This is a genomic window from Pseudomonas sp. URIL14HWK12:I6 (genome assembly GCF_000514195.1).
GTDB classification, from domain to species: domain Bacteria; phylum Pseudomonadota; class Gammaproteobacteria; order Pseudomonadales; family Pseudomonadaceae; genus Aquipseudomonas; species Aquipseudomonas putida_A.
Window position 1 is genome coordinate 96,282 of record NZ_KI911360.1, and the last position, 14,191, is coordinate 110,472.

The following is a 14,191-nucleotide window of genomic DNA, read 5'->3' on the forward strand; positions in this document are numbered from 1 at the left end:
ATGTAATTCCCCCGCCACCGTCACGAAAGGTGCGCCTTGTTACTTTGATCCCGTCAGTTACTTAAACGAGGAATCAACCATGAAATTCGCCCAACTCAGCACCTTCGCAACCGCCCTGATGCTGTCGTCACTGGCCATGGCCGAAGGCGGTGGTGACCGCACCTTCGACCGCATGATGACCGCCAATGATCGCGCCGTTGAGCTGTTCGTGGCCAAGGAACAGGCCCGCGACCCGGTCGTCGTCAACGAGAAGAAAGACGCCAGCACCAAAGACCTGTAAGCCCGGCGCACTGGAACAAGCCCGTTGTCGTGTGCCGATGCCGGGCTTTTTTACGGAGGAGTAAACATGCAGTTGATCAAATGGATGACCTTCGCCAGCGTCATGGCGATGTCGGTAAATGCACTGGCTGAAGGCGGCGGCGATCGCACTTTCGAACGTGCTTTCAGCGCCAACGCCAAAGCCATGGAGCAATACGCCGCCGAGCGCGGCAAAGCGGCGCCGGTGGTCAAGGAATACGAATACGGGATGAAGCTCGACGTGGTGAAAATCGTCAGCGTGGTGAAGCCGCAACCTGCCTGCTCGGTGGTTCCTACTGCCATGACCTACGAAGACTCGCAAGGGCAGCTCAATACGCTCAAGTACAGCGTGGCAGGCGTGTGCCGCAATAGCGGTGGCTGATGAGCCAGACGTTTTGTATTTCAAACCCGGGTCGCAATGCGCTGCTGAGGATTGCGCAGGTGGTCATGCTTGGCGAATTGGCGGTGAGCAAGGCACTGGATAACGTCGAAGCCAGCGCATAACCCTGTGGGAGCGGGCTTGCTCGCGAAAGCGGTGTGTCATTCAGCACTGATGTTGACTGACATGGCCCCTTCGCGAGCAAGCCCGCTCCCACAGTTTTCTGCGGCGTGATTTCGGAAAGGCATAAAAAAGGCGCCCCGAAGGGCGCCAAAAAATTCACCTCTGACCAAAGGAGCAAGGAGCTTCTAAAGGTGAATGGTATTGCTCGGGGAAACTCAGAGAATCGCCAACGGATACTCGACGATCACCCGCACTTCATCCAGATCCGACTCGAACGCCGTGGCACGGGTGGTGGCCTGGCGCAAACGCAGTGACAGGTCTTTCATCGAACCGCTCTGCACCACGTATTTGACTTCGATGTCGCGCTCCCAGCGCTTCTGGTCGGTCAGCGGATTGCCTTCGGCATCGCGGCGCATGTACACGGCGTTGGCGTTGGAATAGTCGGCGTCGGTGCCGCGCGCGTAACGGGTCATGAACGACAGACCCGGCACGCCATAAGCGCTCATGTCGAGGTCATAACGCACCATCCACGAACGTTCTTTCGGCGAGTTGAAGTCGCTGTACTGGATCGAGTTGTCGAGGAAGATCGAGTCCGACTGGCGCAGGTAATCGAAGTCGTCGTTGCCGTTGTTGCGCTGGTGGGAGAGGGCGACGGAATGCGCGCCGAGTTTTACGCCTACGCGGCCGCTCCAGATGTTGTTGTCGAATTCGCCGAGCAGTTGTTTGCCTTCATCGACTGCCTTGTAATAGTTCAGACCACCGAACAACGACAACTCGTCCGACAGTGGATAGGTCCATGCGGTGCCGGCGTAATACTGGTTCCAGGTGTCCTTGAGGCGACTGGAATACAGGCTGAAACTGAGGTTCTTGTTCAGCACATAGTCGCCGCCGCCGTAAGCGATCCACGGCGAGTTGACCGGGCCGGCGTAGAACGTGGCGAAATTTTCGCGCATGTCGCTGGACACCGGTTGGCTCATCGCATGCAAACGACCGCCCTGAATCGACAGACCGTCGATGCTGGTGTTGCTCGCCGTCACCCCGCGAAAGCTTTCCGGCAGCAGGCGCGAATCACCTGCGGCCACCACCGGGTTGGCCGGGAACACATCACCGACCTTGACCACGGTATCGAAGGCCCGCACTTTGGCGGCGCCACCGACCTTGGTGTATTCATCCCGCGCCTGGCCGTCACGGTTGACCGGCAGCACATCGAACGAACTGCGCCCGCCGTTGCGGCCGTCACCGGTGTCGAGTTTCAAGCCGAGCATGGCAAATGCATCGACACCGACCCCAACGGTGCCTTGGGTGAAACCGGATTCGAACTTGCTGATCACCGCATGCGCCCAGGCTTCGGAATAACCGTTGCCGGTAGGGCTGGACTGGCCGTTGCGATGATCACGATTGAAGTAGAAGTTGCGGTTGAGCACCGTCAGGCGGCTGCCTTCGACAAAGCCTTCGGGCTTGTCTTCTGCAAACACCATGGACGGCCCGGAGCCGACCACCACCGCTAAAGCGGCCATCGACATTTTTGTATTGTTAACCATCAAACACTCCTTGGGTTCGGCAGAACGGGAACGTGCGTCGGCGTGGTTTTATTGTTCGGCGGGGCAGGGCCCGCCGGCATTGGTCGCCGGGTCACATCGTTGCAAGCTGCGGATAACGCCAAGGTGATGGGGGAATTACAATTTCGTCATGTGGCTGGAATCAAAACCCCGTGTCAGGTCAGGGCTGCGAGTTGTTCGATTGTCTGTGGAAAACGCTCGACCAGACGGATCAGGGTTGTGGCCTGAGCATTGGGCGTAGCTCGTCCTTGCTCCCAGTTTTCGAGCGTGCGCGTGTTGGTGCGTAGATACATCGCGAATACTGACCGGGAAAGATTAAGTTGCTGACGGATGGCTATCACTTCCTCAGCAGTGATCGGCATCAGTTTTGGCAGCTGAACCTTATGGGTACGCAAGGTGATTTTGCCTTGGCGTTCATCGGCCAGTGCTTCCAGTCCATCCATCAGTTCGGAAAAAATGTCACGTTTCATAGTGGCTTCTCGCGTTGAGTTCTCTATCCAGTGTTTTTCTGAAAAGCTTTTTCTGGGCAGGCGTCAAATCGTCCTGCTCGTTTTTGTTGAAGACGGTAAAGAGCCAGAACTGATCGAAGCCTGACCACCAGTAATAAATCACTCGTAATCCGCTGCGCTTGCCTTTCCCTCTTCGTTGGTCGCTGAAGCGAATTTTACGAAGCCCGCCTGTGTCCTCGATGAGATCGCCCGCTTCCGGATTTTTCAGCAATTCCAATTGAAAGCTGCGAAACAGATCGTCATCCAGATAGTCGTCTCGGTGCTTCTGAAACACAGGCAATTCGATAAATAGAGCATCCATGTTCTGTACGTTACCTACGTATAGTCTTGTCTCGATAATCGAATCGGTCAAGGCCTCCAGGCCGTCCTTTTCGTCCCTTTTTGAACGGTAGACTCCGGTCGTAAAAACACCTGTAGGACGAATCGACGAGTGTGGTGAGAACGTTCGATTGAGTAGAGAGGAGGCTTAGCAATTGACGTGTCGGAACAATCCGCAGCACTATCGCCCCATGACTGTCCAACTTCGAATGAACATGATGTGCTCCTCCATGACCGCTTCCGGCGGGCCATGAGGTCATACGTGTTTGTCATTTGACGTGTTACCCAAAGCCCCGCCAGCCATGGACGGGGCTTTTTCATGCCCCGTCCGCACATGGCTCAAGGAGAGAGAAATGTTCGACATCAGAAGAGCCACCGCGAATGACGCCCAAACCGCATTCGACATACGACGCTTGGCGATCAGGCATCAATGCATCGGTGCCTACACCGAGCAGCAAATGCACGACTGGACCAAGGGCTCGGCTGAAGACGGTTACGACACGCTGATGCAAAAGCATTTCTATCTGGGCTGCATTGAGGGTGAACCCGTGGCAACCGGCATGCTCGATCTGGAGCATCGGGAGATCGGCGCGATCTTCATTCGCCCGGATTTCATGCAGCGTGGGCTGGGCAAGCGTGTTCTGTTGTTTCTGGAGGATTTGGCGCGGGATCTCGGGCTGACCGAGGTGTGTCTGGACGCAACGTTGAACGCTGCCGATTTTTACCGGCGCTGCGGTTACGTCGGGGAGGGGAGTGCGATCTACCAATCACCTTCGGGTCTGCAACTGGCGTGTGTACCGATGGTGAAGAAACTGTGATGCCATTGTGGCGAGGGAGCTTGCTCCCGCTGGACTGCGTAGCAGGCCCCGCTTCTCAGCTGAACAGCGGGGCCGCTTCGCGTCCTGGCGGGAGCAAGCTCCCTCGCCACAGGTTATTTGTTGCTACATAGAATCCTTAAAACAAAAACGGCACCCGAAGGTGCCGTTTCCGTTTCCAGCCAGCCGAATATCAGCCCGCCAGACCCGCCTGCTGAACCAGAGTCAGCAATGGCTGCGGGTACACACCGAGGAAGAACGCGACCACGGCGATGGCCAGCAGCATTACGCCGCCTGCCTTCTGTTCCCAGTGCAGCTGGGCGTCGTGGCGGCGCAGGTTCGGTTCGATCAGGTACAGGGTGACCATCACACGCAGGTAGTAGAACACGCCGATGGCGCTGCCCAGTACCAGCGAACCGACCAGCCACCATTGATGCGACTCGACACCGGTGGCGATGATGTAGAACTTGCCGATGAAGCCGGCAGTCAGCGGGATACCGGCCAGCGACAGCATCATCACGGTCAGTACCGCGGTCAGGTACGGACGGCGCCAGAACAGGCCGCGGTACTCGTACAGCGCGTCGGCGTCACGGCCATTGTACGGCGAGGACATCAGGGTGATCACGCCGAAGGCGCCAAGGCTGGTGATCACGTAGGTGACCAGATACACGCCGATGGCTTCCACCGCCAGACCCTTGCTCGCCACCAGGGCAATCAGCAGGTAGCCGAAGTGCGCAATGGACGAGTAACCGAGCAGACGCTTGAGGTTGCTCTGGGTCAGAGCCAGCAGGTTACCGAACAGGATCGAGGCGACGGCGATCACGCTCAGTACGTCGCTCAGCACGCCACTGCTCGCGGCAGGGGAGATCTGGAACAGACGCACCATCACCGCAAACACGGCAACCTTCGACGCCGTGGCGAGGAACGCGGCGACCGGCGCCGGAGCACCTTCGTACACGTCCGGCGTCCACAGGTGGAACGGTACCAGCGACAGCTTGAACGCCAGACCGATCAGCATCATGCCCAGACCCAACTGAGCCAGCGAGCTCGGCAGGTTGGTGGTGGCCAGGGCCTGACCGATACCGTTGAAGCTCAGGGTGCCGGCGTCAGCATAGAGCAGGGCCATACCGAACAACAGGAACGCGGAACCGGCCGCCGACAGCACCATGTACTTGATGCCGGCTTCCAGCGAACGCTTGTTGAAGAAGGCGTAAGCCACCAGACCGTAGACCGGCACCGACAGCAGTTCCAGACCGATGAACAAACCGGCCAGGTGCTGCGCGCTGACCAGAACCAGACCACCGGCGGCGGCCATCAGGATCAGCAGGTACAGTTCTTCACGGTTGCCCGGGTAACCCGAACCGCCATCGCCGAGGTAGGCGTGGGCGAGGGTTACACAAGCGAGGGTGGCGACCAGGATCAGCGCCATGTACAGGCAGGCGAAGGTGTCGATCTGCAGCAACGGGGTCACGGCCAGAGGCGCGACTTTCAGGGCTGGCAGGATCGACAGCAGGGCCAGGTTCAGACCGGCGACCGAGATCAGGAAGGTCTGCGAGTGGTTGCGGCGCCAGGCGATTGCCAGCATCACCACGATAATGGTGAGGCTGGTGATCAACAGTGGCGCTAGCGCAATAAAGTGTTGAATCGTGAATTCCATAGCGCTCTTACCGGGCCGAAGCGAGTTGAGTGAAGGCGGTGCCGAGCCACTGCTGCACGCCGTGCATCGTGGCGGCGGAAGTGTCGAGGAACGGTTGCGGGTAGACGCCGAGGTAAATCAGCAGCGCCGCAAGGCCCAGCACCATGGTCAGTTCGCGACCGTCCATGCCGTGCAGGATCGAATCCGATTTCGACGGACCGAAGTAGGCACGGTGGATCATGATCAGCGAATAGACCGAACCGAACACCAGACCGGAGGTGGCAATCGCGGTGATCCATGGCGCACTGGCGAACGTACCGATCAGGATCAGGAACTCGCCGACGAAGTTACCGGTACCCGGCAGACCCAGCGAGGCGGCGGCGAAGAACAGGCTGATCGCCGGCAGGTACGCGATACGCGACCACAGACCGCCCATCTCACGCATGTCACGAGTGTGCAGACGCTCGTACAGCTGACCGCTGAGGATAAACAGTGCCGCGGCCGACAGACCGTGCGCCAGCATCTGGATCACGGCACCCTGCAGCGCCAGTTGGCTGCCGGAGTAGATGCCGATCAGTACGAAGCCCATGTGGGAAACGGACGAGAAGGCGATCAGACGCTTGATGTCGGTTTGCGCGAACGCCAGGAACGCACCGTAGAAGATCCCGATCAGACCGAGGGTCATGGCGATCGGCGCGAACTCGGCCGAGGCGTTCGGGAACAGCGGCAGGGCGAAACGCAGCAGACCGTAGGCGGCGGTTTTCAGCAGGATACCCGCGAGGTCGACGGAACCGGCAGTCGGCGCCTGGGCGTGGGCATCAGGCAGCCAGGAGTGAAACGGTACGACTGGCAGCTTGACCGCGAAGGCGATGAAGAAGCCGAGCATCAGGATGTACTCGGTGGTCATCGACATCTTGGTCTTCAACAGGTCGGCGTAGTTGAAGGTAATCACGCCGGTGTTGTTGAAGTTGACCAGCACCAGACCGAGGATCGCCACCAGCATGATCAGGCCGGAAGCCTGAGTGAAGATGAAGAACTTGGTCGCCGCGTAGATCCGGGTTTTCTTGCCGTCCGAAGAACTGTGACCCCAGAGCGCGATGAGGAAGTACATCGGCACCAGCATCATTTCCCAGAAGAAGAAGAACATGAACAGGTCGAGGGCGAGGAACACGCCGACAACGCCGCCCAGGATCCACATCAGGTTCAGGTGGAAGAAGCCAACGTGACGTTGAATCTCTTTCCACGAGCAGAGTACCGAGAGGATACCCAGCAGACCGGTCAGCAGGATCATCAACAGCGACAGGCCGTCGAGGGCCAGATGCACGTTGATGCCGAAGCGCTGGATCCAGACGTGCTTGAACTCAAGCGCCCAGGTCGGATCGGCGCCAGGCGCCGGAGCAAATGAATAGTCACCGTGGGCCCACAGCCAGAGGCCGAGGGCGAGTTCCAGGGTCATGGTCAACAGCGCAATCCAGCGGGGGAGGGTAGCGCCGAAGCGCTCACCCATCCAGCACAGCAGGCCGCCGATGAAGGGGATCAGGATTAGCCAAGGCAGAATCATGACGGGCTCGTTTCCTTTCGCAAATTCGCAAGGTTCATATCAGACCGCTACCAGCACGATGGCGCCGATTACCAGCACGGCACCAGCAGCCATCGAGGCGGCATACCAACGCAGTTGACCGGTCTCGGTGCGGCTCAGGGCGGTGTGACCGCCTTTGGCCATACGCGGGATCAGACCGATGGTCTGGTCGAGCGGGTCTCTGCGCAGTACATGGCTGATCGCAAGGTACGGCTTGACGAACAGTTTGTCGTAGATCCAGTCGAAGCCCCAGGCAGCGAACCACCAGGCCGAAAGGAAACGGCCGATGCCGCTGTTGGCGATCGCGGTCACGAAGCGACGCTTGCCGAGGAACAGCAGGGCCGCCAGCAGGATACCGGCCAGGGCGATGGCGCCCGAGGCGATTTCCAGACTGTGCTTGGCTTCGCCACCGGCATGGCCAACGCTTTCCGGCAGTACGCCGTGCAGCGGTGGGACGATCATGGCGCCGACGAAAGTCGACAGCACGATCAGCACCGACAGTGGCAGCCAGTGCGAGATGCCGTGACCGGCGTGGGCTTCAGTCTTGGCTTCACCGTGGAACGTGATGAAGATCAGGCGGAAGGTGTACAGCGAAGTCATGAACGCGCCGACCAGACCTGCGTAAAGCAGACCGTGGTTGCCGCTGGCGAACGCTTCCCAAAGGATTTCGTCCTTGGAGTAGAAGCCTGCGGTGACCAGTGGCAGGGCGGCCAGTGCAGCACCACCGACGATGAAGCTGGCGTAGGCCAGTGGCAGTTTTTTCCACAGACCGCCCATCTTGAAGATGTTCTGCTCGTGGTGGCAGGCAACGATCACCGCACCGGAAGCAAGGAACAGCAGGGCCTTGAAGAAGGCGTGGGTCATCAGGTGGAAAATCGCGCCATCCCAGGCACCCACGCCCAGCGCCAGGAACATGTAGCCGATCTGGCTCATGGTCGAGTAGGCGAGGATACGTTTGATGTCGGTTTGTACCAGTGCGGCGAAACCTGCGAGAACCAGCGTCACACCGCCAACGATGCCGACCAGGTGGAGGATTTCCGGCGCCAGGGTGAACAGACCGTGGGTACGGGCGATCAGGTAGACACCGGCAGTTACCATGGTTGCAGCGTGGATCAGTGCCGACACCGGGGTCGGGCCCGCCATCGCGTCCGCGAGCCAGGTTTGCAGTGGCAGTTGCGCCGATTTACCGACCGCACCACCCAGCAGCATCAGGGTCGCCAGGGTGATCCAGAAGTCGCCGACCTGGAATTTCTGCGGTGCCAGCACCAGCAGTTCCTGGATGTTCAGCGTGCCCACTTGCTGGAACAGGATGAACAGGCCGATGGCCATGAACACGTCGCCGATCCGGGTCACGATGAAGGCCTTGAGTGCGGCGTTACCGTTGTTGCGGTTGCTGTAGTAGAAACCGATCAACAGGTACGAGCACAGGCCCACGCCTTCCCAGCCGAAGTACAGGAATAACAGGTTATCGCCGAGTACCAGGAACAGCATGCTGGCGATAAACAGGTTGGTGTACGAGAAGAAGCGCGAGTAACCCGCTTCGCCGCGCATGTACCAGGACGCGAACAGGTGGATCAAGAAGCCTACGCCCACCACCACGCCGAGCATGGTGATCGACAGGCCATCGATGTAGAGGGCGAAGTCAGGCTTGAAGCCTTCGACCGCCATCCACTTCCACAGCACCAGGGTGTAGTGACCGCCTTCGGGCGGCGCGACGTTGAATTGCCAGATGACGTAGGCGGCGACAATCGCCGACAAGCCAATGGAACCCACGCCGATCAGCGCCGAGAGGTTTTCCGACCAGCGTCCACGGGAGAACGACAGCAGCAGGAAACCGATCAGAGGGAATACAAAAGTCAGAAAGATTAGGTTCATCCGCGCATCTCACTGGCAGCGTCGATATCGAGCGTGTGGAAGCGGCGATACAGTTGCAGCAGGATCGCCAGACCAATACTGGCCTCGGCGGCTGCCAGACTGATCACCAGGATGAACATGATCTGTCCATCCGGTTGGCCCCAACGGGCGCCTGCAACGATGAAGGCCAAGGCAGAGGCGTTCATCATTACTTCCAGACTCATCAACACGAACAAAATGTTGCGGCGGACCATCAGGCCGACCAGACCAAGGCAGAACAGGATGCCGGCAACGGCCAGACCATGTTCGAGAGGGATAGCAGGCATGTCTTACTCCTTCGCCTCGTTACGGCCCAAATGGAACGCCGTGACGGCTGCGGCGAGCAGCAGCATCGAGGCGAGTTCGACCACCAGCAGATACGGGCCGAACAGGCTGATGCCCACGGCTTTCGCGTCTACGGTGGTGTGGCCGATGGCCTGACCGCTCTGGTGAGCGAACAGCACATACAGCAGTTCGGCCAGCAGCAGGGCGGCGAGAATCACCGGGCCTGCCCAGATACCGGGCTTGAGCCAGGTGCGTTCCTGCTGAACCGAGGCCGGGCCCAGGTTCAGCATCATCACCACGAACACGAACAGCACCATGATGGCGCCGGCGTAGGCGATCACTTCCAGCACGCCGGCGAACGGTGCGCCGAGTGCGAAGAAGGTCATGGCCACGGCGATCAACGAGATGATCAGGTAGAGCAGGGCGTGCACAGGGTTGGTGTTGGTGACCACACGAAGCGTGGACACAACCGCGATACCCGATGCGAAATAGAAAGCGAATTCCATCGTTCTTCCTTAAGGCAGCAAGCTCTTCACGTTGATCGGTTCGGCTTCGTTCTGCGCAGAGCCTTTCGGCTTGCCAGCGATTGCCATACCTGCAACACGATAGAAGTTGTAATCAGGGTTTTTGCCGGGGCCGGAGATCAAAAGATCTTCTTTCTCGTACACCAGGTCCTGACGTTTGAACTCGGCCATCTCGAAATCCGGAGTTAGCTGGATTGCGGTGGTCGGACAGGCTTCCTCGCAGAGACCGCAGAAAATGCAGCGCGAGAAGTTGATACGGAAGAAGTCCGGGTACCAGCGACCGTCTTCGGTTTCAGCTTTCTGCAGCGAGATGCAACCTACCGGGCAAGCCACGGCGCACAGGTTGCAGGCTACGCAACGCTCTTCGCCATCGGGGTCACGGGTCAGGACGATGCGACCACGGTAGCGTGGTGGCAGGTAGACCGGCTCTTCCGGGTATTGCAGGGTGTCGCGCTTGCGGAAGCCATGGCCGAAGACCATGACCAGGCTGCGCAACTGGGTACCGGTACCCTTAACGATGTCGCCAATATATTTGAACATGGGTCAAATCCTCACTGAACCGCAACCGCAGGTGTGTTCCACAACACAACCGCAGCGGTTATCAGCAAATTGATCAGGGTCAGTGGCAGGCAGAATTTCCAGCTGAAATCCATCACCTGGTCATAACGCGGACGCGGGATGGAAGCGCGCAGCAGGATGAACAGCATGATGAAGAACGCGGTCTTCAGTGCGAACCAGACGAAGGACAGTTGCGGCAGGATGCCGAACGGACCGTGCCAGCCACCGAAGAACAGGGTGACCAGCAGCGCCGAGATCAGGATGATGCCGATGTATTCACCGACGAAGAACATGCCCCATTTCATACCGGCGTATTCAATATGGTAACCGTCTGCCAGTTCCTGTTCCGCTTCCGGCTGGTCGAACGGGTGACGGTGAGTCACGGCGACGCCAGCGATGAAGAAGGTACAGAAGCCGAAGAACTGCGGAATGATGAACCACAGGTTCTGCGCCTGGTACTCGACGATGTCGCGCATGTTGAACGAGCCGACCTGCACCACGATGCCCATCAGGGCCAGGCCCATGAACACTTCGTAGGACACGGTCTGCGCCGAGGCACGCAAGCTGCCGAGCAGGGCGAACTTGTTGTTACTCGACCAGCCGGCGAACAGCACCGCGTAGACCGACAGACCAGCCATGGCGAAGAAGAACAGCAGGCCGATGTTCAGATCCGCGACGCCCCAGGTCGGGGTGATCGGGATGATCGCAAACGCGATCAGCAGGGCGGACATGGCGACCACCGGTGCCAGGGTGAAGATCACCTTGTCGGCAAACGGCGGGGTCCAGTCTTCCTTGAAGAACATCTTCAGCATGTCGGCGGCGATCTGGAACATGCCGAACGGGCCAACGCGGTTCGGACCGTAACGGTCCTGCCACCAGCCCAGCAGGCGACGTTCGACAAAGCTGAGCAACGCGCCCGCGACCACAACGGCCAGCAGAATCACGATGGCTTTGATGACCGTCAGGATCACATCGATCACTTCAGGGGTGAACCAGGTCATTGCGCTGCCTCCTGCAGACCGTCGACGGACAGGCCGGCGAATGCCGGTGGAATGCCGGCGATGCCCGCAGGCAAGGCCACCAGACCAGCGCCCAGTTCTTCATTGATGCGCAGCGGCAGACGCAGGGTCTGGCCGGCCACATTCAGGCTCAGCAGAGCACCGTCGTTGACGCCCAGGCGATCCGCTTCGGATTTGGCCAGCGCCACGTACGGAGCCGGGATGCGTTCCTGTACCGGTGCGGCTTTCGACGAGTTTTCGTCGCTGCCGAACAGGTGGTAGAACGGCACGGCCTGCCAGGTGCCCGGCGCCGGGTTGAATGCGCGCGGAGCAGCAGCGAACCAGTTCAGCGAATCACCGGAGCTTTCGATCAGGCGGGTGCCCGGGTCGCCAGCACGCAGGTGACCACCGACTTCGTCCTGGAACTTGTTCCAGGCTTGCGGCGAGTTCCAGCCCGGCGACCAGGCGAACGGCACTTGCTGACGCGGTTCGGCCGAGCCCGAGTAACCTTCCATGGAGAAGGCGAACGCGGTGTCTTTGTCTTGCGGGGTGCGCGGTTCGTGAACGCTGATGTCGGCGCGCATCGCGGTGCGACCGGAATAACGCAGCGGTTCACGTGCCAGTTTCAGACCCTTGATGCGGAACGCGGCGGATGGAGCGGCATCGACGATGCGCGCCAGTTGCTCGGTGCTCGACGCCACGGCAGCGGTGACGTGGTCGAGTTGCGTCCAGTCGATCGGCTGGTTCAGCAGGGTCGAGCGCAGGGCGTGCAGCCAGCGCCAGCCTTCATGAACCAGGATGCTCGCATCCATGTATTGCGGATCGAAAACCTGGAAGAAGCGCTGGGCGCGGCCTTCCTGGCTGACCAGCGTACCGTCGCCTTCAGCGAAGCTCGCCGCTGGCAGCACCAGTTGCGCGCGGTCGGTGGTGGCGGTTTTCTGGTGGTCGGCAACGATCACTACTTTCGCAGCGCTCAGTGCGGCATCGACCTTGGCTTTCGAGGTGCGGGTGTACAGATCGTTTTCCAGCACGACGATGGCGTCGGCCTTGCCGTCGATCACGGCTTGCAGCGCCGCGTCGACCGATTCGCCACCGAGCATGGCCAGGCCAAGGCTGTTGGCTTCCGGCACGATCAGGCTGATCGAACCGTTCTTCTCGCGCAGCTTCAGGGCCTTGGCGATGTTCGCAGCGGCTTCGATCAAGGCTTTGGAACCCAGCGAAGTACCGGCGATGATCAGCGGACGTTTGGCCGCGAGCAGGGCGTCAGCGATACGCTGAGCCAGTTCCAGTGCTTCGGCGTCCAGACCTTCAACGGCCGGTGCGCTGGCATCCAGCGCGTGAGCCACGGCGAAACCGATGCGCGCCAGATCATCCGGAGCGGCGTGAACGCATTCTTCGGCGATGTCGTCGAGCTTGGTTTCCGCCAGGCTGGCGATGAACAGCGGGTTCAGTTCGTGCTGACCGATGTTCTTCACCGCGGCGTCGAGCCACGGCTGAACACGCATGGCTTCGGCCATGTCTTCAGCTTTGCCCTTGACCGACTGACGCAGGGACAAAGCCATACGCGCAGCAGTCTGGGTCAGGTCTTCACCGAGGACGAACACGGCGTCGTGGTCTTCGATGTCGCGCATGTTCGGCACGGGCAGCGGGCTGTCTTTGAGCACTTGCAGAACCAGACGGATGCGCTCCAGTTCGGAGGCCTCGATACCGGAGTAGAAGTGCTCGGCGCCGACCAGTTCACGCAACGCGTAGTTGCTTTCGAGGCTGGCACGCGGCGAACCGATACCGACGATGTTGCGACCGCGCAGCAGATCGGCCGCCTTGTCCAGCGCCTGATCCAGGCCCAGCTTGGTGCCGTCGGCCAGCATTGGCTGACGTGGACGGTCGGTGCGGTTGACGTAGCCATAACCGAAACGGCCACGGTCGCACAGGAAGTACTGGTTCACCGAACCGTTGAAACGGTTTTCGATGCGACGCAGTTCGCCGTAACGCTCGCCCGGGGAGATGTTGCAACCGCTGGAGCAGCCATGGCAGATGCTCGGCGAGAACTGCATGTCCCACTTGCGGTTGTAGCGCTCGGAGTGAGTCTTGTCGGTGAACACACCGGTCGGGCAGACCTCGGTGAGGTTGCCGGAGAACTCGCTTTCGAGGGTGCCGTCTTCAACGCGACCGAAGTACACGTTGTCGTGGGCGCCGAACACACCGAGGTCGGTGCCGCCGGCGTAGTCCTTGTAGAAACGCACGCAGCGATAGCAGGCGATGCAGCGGTTCATTTCGTGGGAAATGAACGGGCCCAGTTGCTGGTTCTGGTGGGTGCGTTTGGTGAAGCGATAACGGCGCTCGTTGTGGCCGGTCATCACCGTCATGTCTTGCAGGTGGCAGTGACCGCCTTCTTCGCACACGGGGCAGTCGTGCGGGTGGTTGGTCATCAGCCATTCGACAACACTGGCGCGGAACGCCTTGGATTCTTCATCGTCGATGGAGATCCAGGTGTTGTCGGTGGCAGGGGTCATGCAGGACATGACGATGCGACCACGGGTGTCGTTCTCGTCGGTGTACTGCTTGACCGCGCACTGGCGGCAGGCCCCGACGCTACCAAGCGCGGGGTGCCAGCAGAAATAAGGGATGTCGAGGCCCAGCGACAGACATGCCTGTAACAGGTTGTCTGCCCCGTCGACTTCGAGCGCTTTGCCGTCTACGTGGATAGTGGCCATGGTT

The 14,191-nt window shown here is 59.9% G+C and carries 15 protein-coding genes and 1 pseudogene; 4 read left to right on the forward strand and 12 right to left on the reverse strand.

Going from position 1 to position 14,191, the window contains the following annotated elements; all coding sequences use genetic code 11:
• Positions 1–79 precede the first annotated feature (79 nt).
• The 3 genes from H043_RS0128455 to H043_RS30920 all read left to right on the forward strand — a co-directional run bounded on the left by H043_RS0128455 (position 80) and on the right by H043_RS30920 (position 801).
• On the forward strand, positions 80–280 hold the full coding sequence (locus H043_RS0128455; protein ID WP_027614654.1) for a co-regulatory protein PtrA N-terminal domain-containing protein: 201 nt from the start codon (positions 80–82) through the stop codon (positions 278–280).
• Positions 281–346: 66 nt separating this feature from the next.
• The gene (locus H043_RS0128460; protein WP_027614655.1) at positions 347–679 is read left to right on the forward strand and encodes a DUF2790 domain-containing protein; all 333 of its coding nucleotides are present in this window, start codon (positions 347–349) and stop codon (positions 677–679) included.
• Positions 679–801 carry a hypothetical protein gene (locus tag H043_RS30920; RefSeq protein ID WP_256214519.1) on the forward strand — a complete coding sequence of 41 codons (123 nt, stop codon included), beginning with the start codon at positions 679–681 and terminating at the stop codon, positions 799–801. Before H043_RS0128460 ends, H043_RS30920 begins: the two co-directional genes overlap by 1 nt.
• A gap of 2 nt (positions 802–803) precedes the next feature.
• Here H043_RS30920 and H043_RS30925 read toward each other — a convergent pair.
• From H043_RS30925 to H043_RS0128480, 4 genes and pseudogenes are all read right to left on the reverse strand, one after another.
• A pseudogene (locus H043_RS30925) lies at positions 804–911 on the reverse strand (metal ABC transporter ATP-binding protein); the annotation flags it as partial.
• 103 nt (positions 912–1,014) lie between these two features.
• A complete protein-coding gene (locus tag H043_RS0128470) occupies positions 1,015–2,340 on the reverse strand; it encodes an OprD family porin (protein ID WP_027614656.1) in 1,326 nt (441 codons plus the stop codon).
• A 173-nt stretch (positions 2,341–2,513) separates the two neighbouring features.
• On the reverse strand, positions 2,514–2,828 hold the full coding sequence (locus H043_RS0128475; RefSeq protein ID WP_027614657.1) for a DNA-binding transcriptional regulator: 315 nt from the start codon (positions 2,826–2,828) through the stop codon (positions 2,514–2,516).
• The gene (locus H043_RS0128480; protein ID WP_027614658.1) at positions 2,818–3,168 is read right to left on the reverse strand and encodes a toxin; all 351 of its coding nucleotides are present in this window, start codon (positions 3,166–3,168) and stop codon (positions 2,818–2,820) included. Before H043_RS0128480 ends, H043_RS0128475 begins: the two co-directional genes overlap by 11 nt.
• 370 nt (positions 3,169–3,538) lie before the next feature.
• Here H043_RS0128480 and H043_RS0128485 point away from each other — a divergent pair, with 370 nt between their 5' ends.
• Positions 3,539–4,003 (forward strand): GNAT family N-acetyltransferase, encoded by a 465-nt coding sequence (locus tag H043_RS0128485; RefSeq protein ID WP_027614659.1) that lies wholly within the window; start codon positions 3,539–3,541, stop codon positions 4,001–4,003.
• 190 nt (positions 4,004–4,193) lie between these two features.
• Here H043_RS0128485 and nuoN read toward each other — a convergent pair whose 3' ends face one another.
• The 8 genes from nuoN to nuoG are packed head-to-tail and all read right to left on the reverse strand — an operon-like array spanning position 4,194 to position 14,187.
• Positions 4,194–5,657, reverse strand: coding sequence for an NADH-quinone oxidoreductase subunit NuoN (nuoN, locus tag H043_RS0128490; protein WP_027614660.1), 1,464 nt, complete (start codon positions 5,655–5,657; stop codon positions 4,194–4,196).
• Positions 5,658–5,664: 7 nt separating this feature from the next.
• The gene (gene nuoM / locus H043_RS0128495; RefSeq protein WP_027614661.1) at positions 5,665–7,197 is read right to left on the reverse strand and encodes an NADH-quinone oxidoreductase subunit M; all 1,533 of its coding nucleotides are present in this window, start codon (positions 7,195–7,197) and stop codon (positions 5,665–5,667) included.
• Between the two features lie 39 nt (positions 7,198–7,236).
• Positions 7,237–9,090 (reverse strand): NADH-quinone oxidoreductase subunit L, encoded by a 1,854-nt coding sequence (nuoL, locus tag H043_RS0128500; protein WP_007964862.1) that lies wholly within the window; start codon positions 9,088–9,090, stop codon positions 7,237–7,239.
• Positions 9,087–9,395, reverse strand: a complete 309-nt coding sequence (gene nuoK, locus H043_RS0128505; RefSeq protein WP_003223790.1) for an NADH-quinone oxidoreductase subunit NuoK — start codon at positions 9,393–9,395, stop codon at positions 9,087–9,089. Before nuoK ends, nuoL begins: the two co-directional genes overlap by 4 nt.
• Positions 9,396–9,398: 3 nt before the next feature.
• A complete protein-coding gene (nuoJ, locus tag H043_RS0128510) occupies positions 9,399–9,899 on the reverse strand; it encodes an NADH-quinone oxidoreductase subunit J (RefSeq protein WP_007951462.1) in 501 nt (166 codons plus the stop codon).
• A gap of 9 nt (positions 9,900–9,908) precedes the next feature.
• Complete coding sequence (nuoI, locus tag H043_RS0128515) at positions 9,909–10,457, reverse strand: NADH-quinone oxidoreductase subunit NuoI (RefSeq protein ID WP_003223795.1); 549 nt, start codon at positions 10,455–10,457, stop codon at positions 9,909–9,911.
• A gap of 11 nt (positions 10,458–10,468) precedes the next feature.
• Positions 10,469–11,476 carry an NADH-quinone oxidoreductase subunit NuoH gene (gene nuoH, locus H043_RS0128520; RefSeq protein ID WP_007964859.1) on the reverse strand — a complete coding sequence of 336 codons (1,008 nt, stop codon included), beginning with the start codon at positions 11,474–11,476 and terminating at the stop codon, positions 10,469–10,471.
• Positions 11,473–14,187, reverse strand: coding sequence for an NADH-quinone oxidoreductase subunit NuoG (gene nuoG, locus H043_RS0128525; protein WP_027614662.1), 2,715 nt, complete (start codon positions 14,185–14,187; stop codon positions 11,473–11,475). The genes nuoH and nuoG overlap by 4 nt, the downstream gene beginning before the upstream one ends.
• Positions 14,188–14,191: the final 4 nt, after the last annotated feature.

Bases quoted from the DNA above. Each gene is read 5' to 3' on its own strand.
- nuoH (WP_007964859.1), bottom strand. From the start codon at position 11,476: ATGACCTGGTTCACCCCTGAAGTGATCGATGTGATCCTGACGGTCATC.
- nuoJ (WP_007951462.1), bottom strand. From the start codon at position 9,899: ATGGAATTCGCTTTCTATTTCGCATCGGGTATCGCGGTTGTGTCCACG.
- nuoI (WP_003223795.1), bottom strand. From the start codon at position 10,457: ATGTTCAAATATATTGGCGACATCGTTAAGGGTACCGGTACCCAGTTG.
- H043_RS0128455 (WP_027614654.1), top strand. From the start codon at position 80: ATGAAATTCGCCCAACTCAGCACCTTCGCAACCGCCCTGATGCTGTCG.
- H043_RS30920 (WP_256214519.1), top strand. From the start codon at position 679: ATGAGCCAGACGTTTTGTATTTCAAACCCGGGTCGCAATGCGCTGCTG.
- nuoM (WP_027614661.1), bottom strand. From the start codon at position 7,197: ATGATTCTGCCTTGGCTAATCCTGATCCCCTTCATCGGCGGCCTGCTG.
- nuoN (WP_027614660.1), bottom strand. From the start codon at position 5,657: ATGGAATTCACGATTCAACACTTTATTGCGCTAGCGCCACTGTTGATC.
- H043_RS0128475 (WP_027614657.1), bottom strand. From the start codon at position 2,828: ATGAAACGTGACATTTTTTCCGAACTGATGGATGGACTGGAAGCACTG.
- H043_RS0128485 (WP_027614659.1), top strand. From the start codon at position 3,539: ATGTTCGACATCAGAAGAGCCACCGCGAATGACGCCCAAACCGCATTC.
- nuoG (WP_027614662.1), bottom strand. From the start codon at position 14,187: ATGGCCACTATCCACGTAGACGGCAAAGCGCTCGAAGTCGACGGGGCA.
- H043_RS0128480 (WP_027614658.1), bottom strand. From the start codon at position 3,168: ATGGATGCTCTATTTATCGAATTGCCTGTGTTTCAGAAGCACCGAGAC.
- H043_RS0128470 (WP_027614656.1), bottom strand. From the start codon at position 2,340: ATGGTTAACAATACAAAAATGTCGATGGCCGCTTTAGCGGTGGTGGTC.
- H043_RS0128460 (WP_027614655.1), top strand. From the start codon at position 347: ATGCAGTTGATCAAATGGATGACCTTCGCCAGCGTCATGGCGATGTCG.
- nuoL (WP_007964862.1), bottom strand. From the start codon at position 9,090: ATGAACCTAATCTTTCTGACTTTTGTATTCCCTCTGATCGGTTTCCTG.
- nuoK (WP_003223790.1), bottom strand. From the start codon at position 9,395: ATGCCTGCTATCCCTCTCGAACATGGTCTGGCCGTTGCCGGCATCCTG.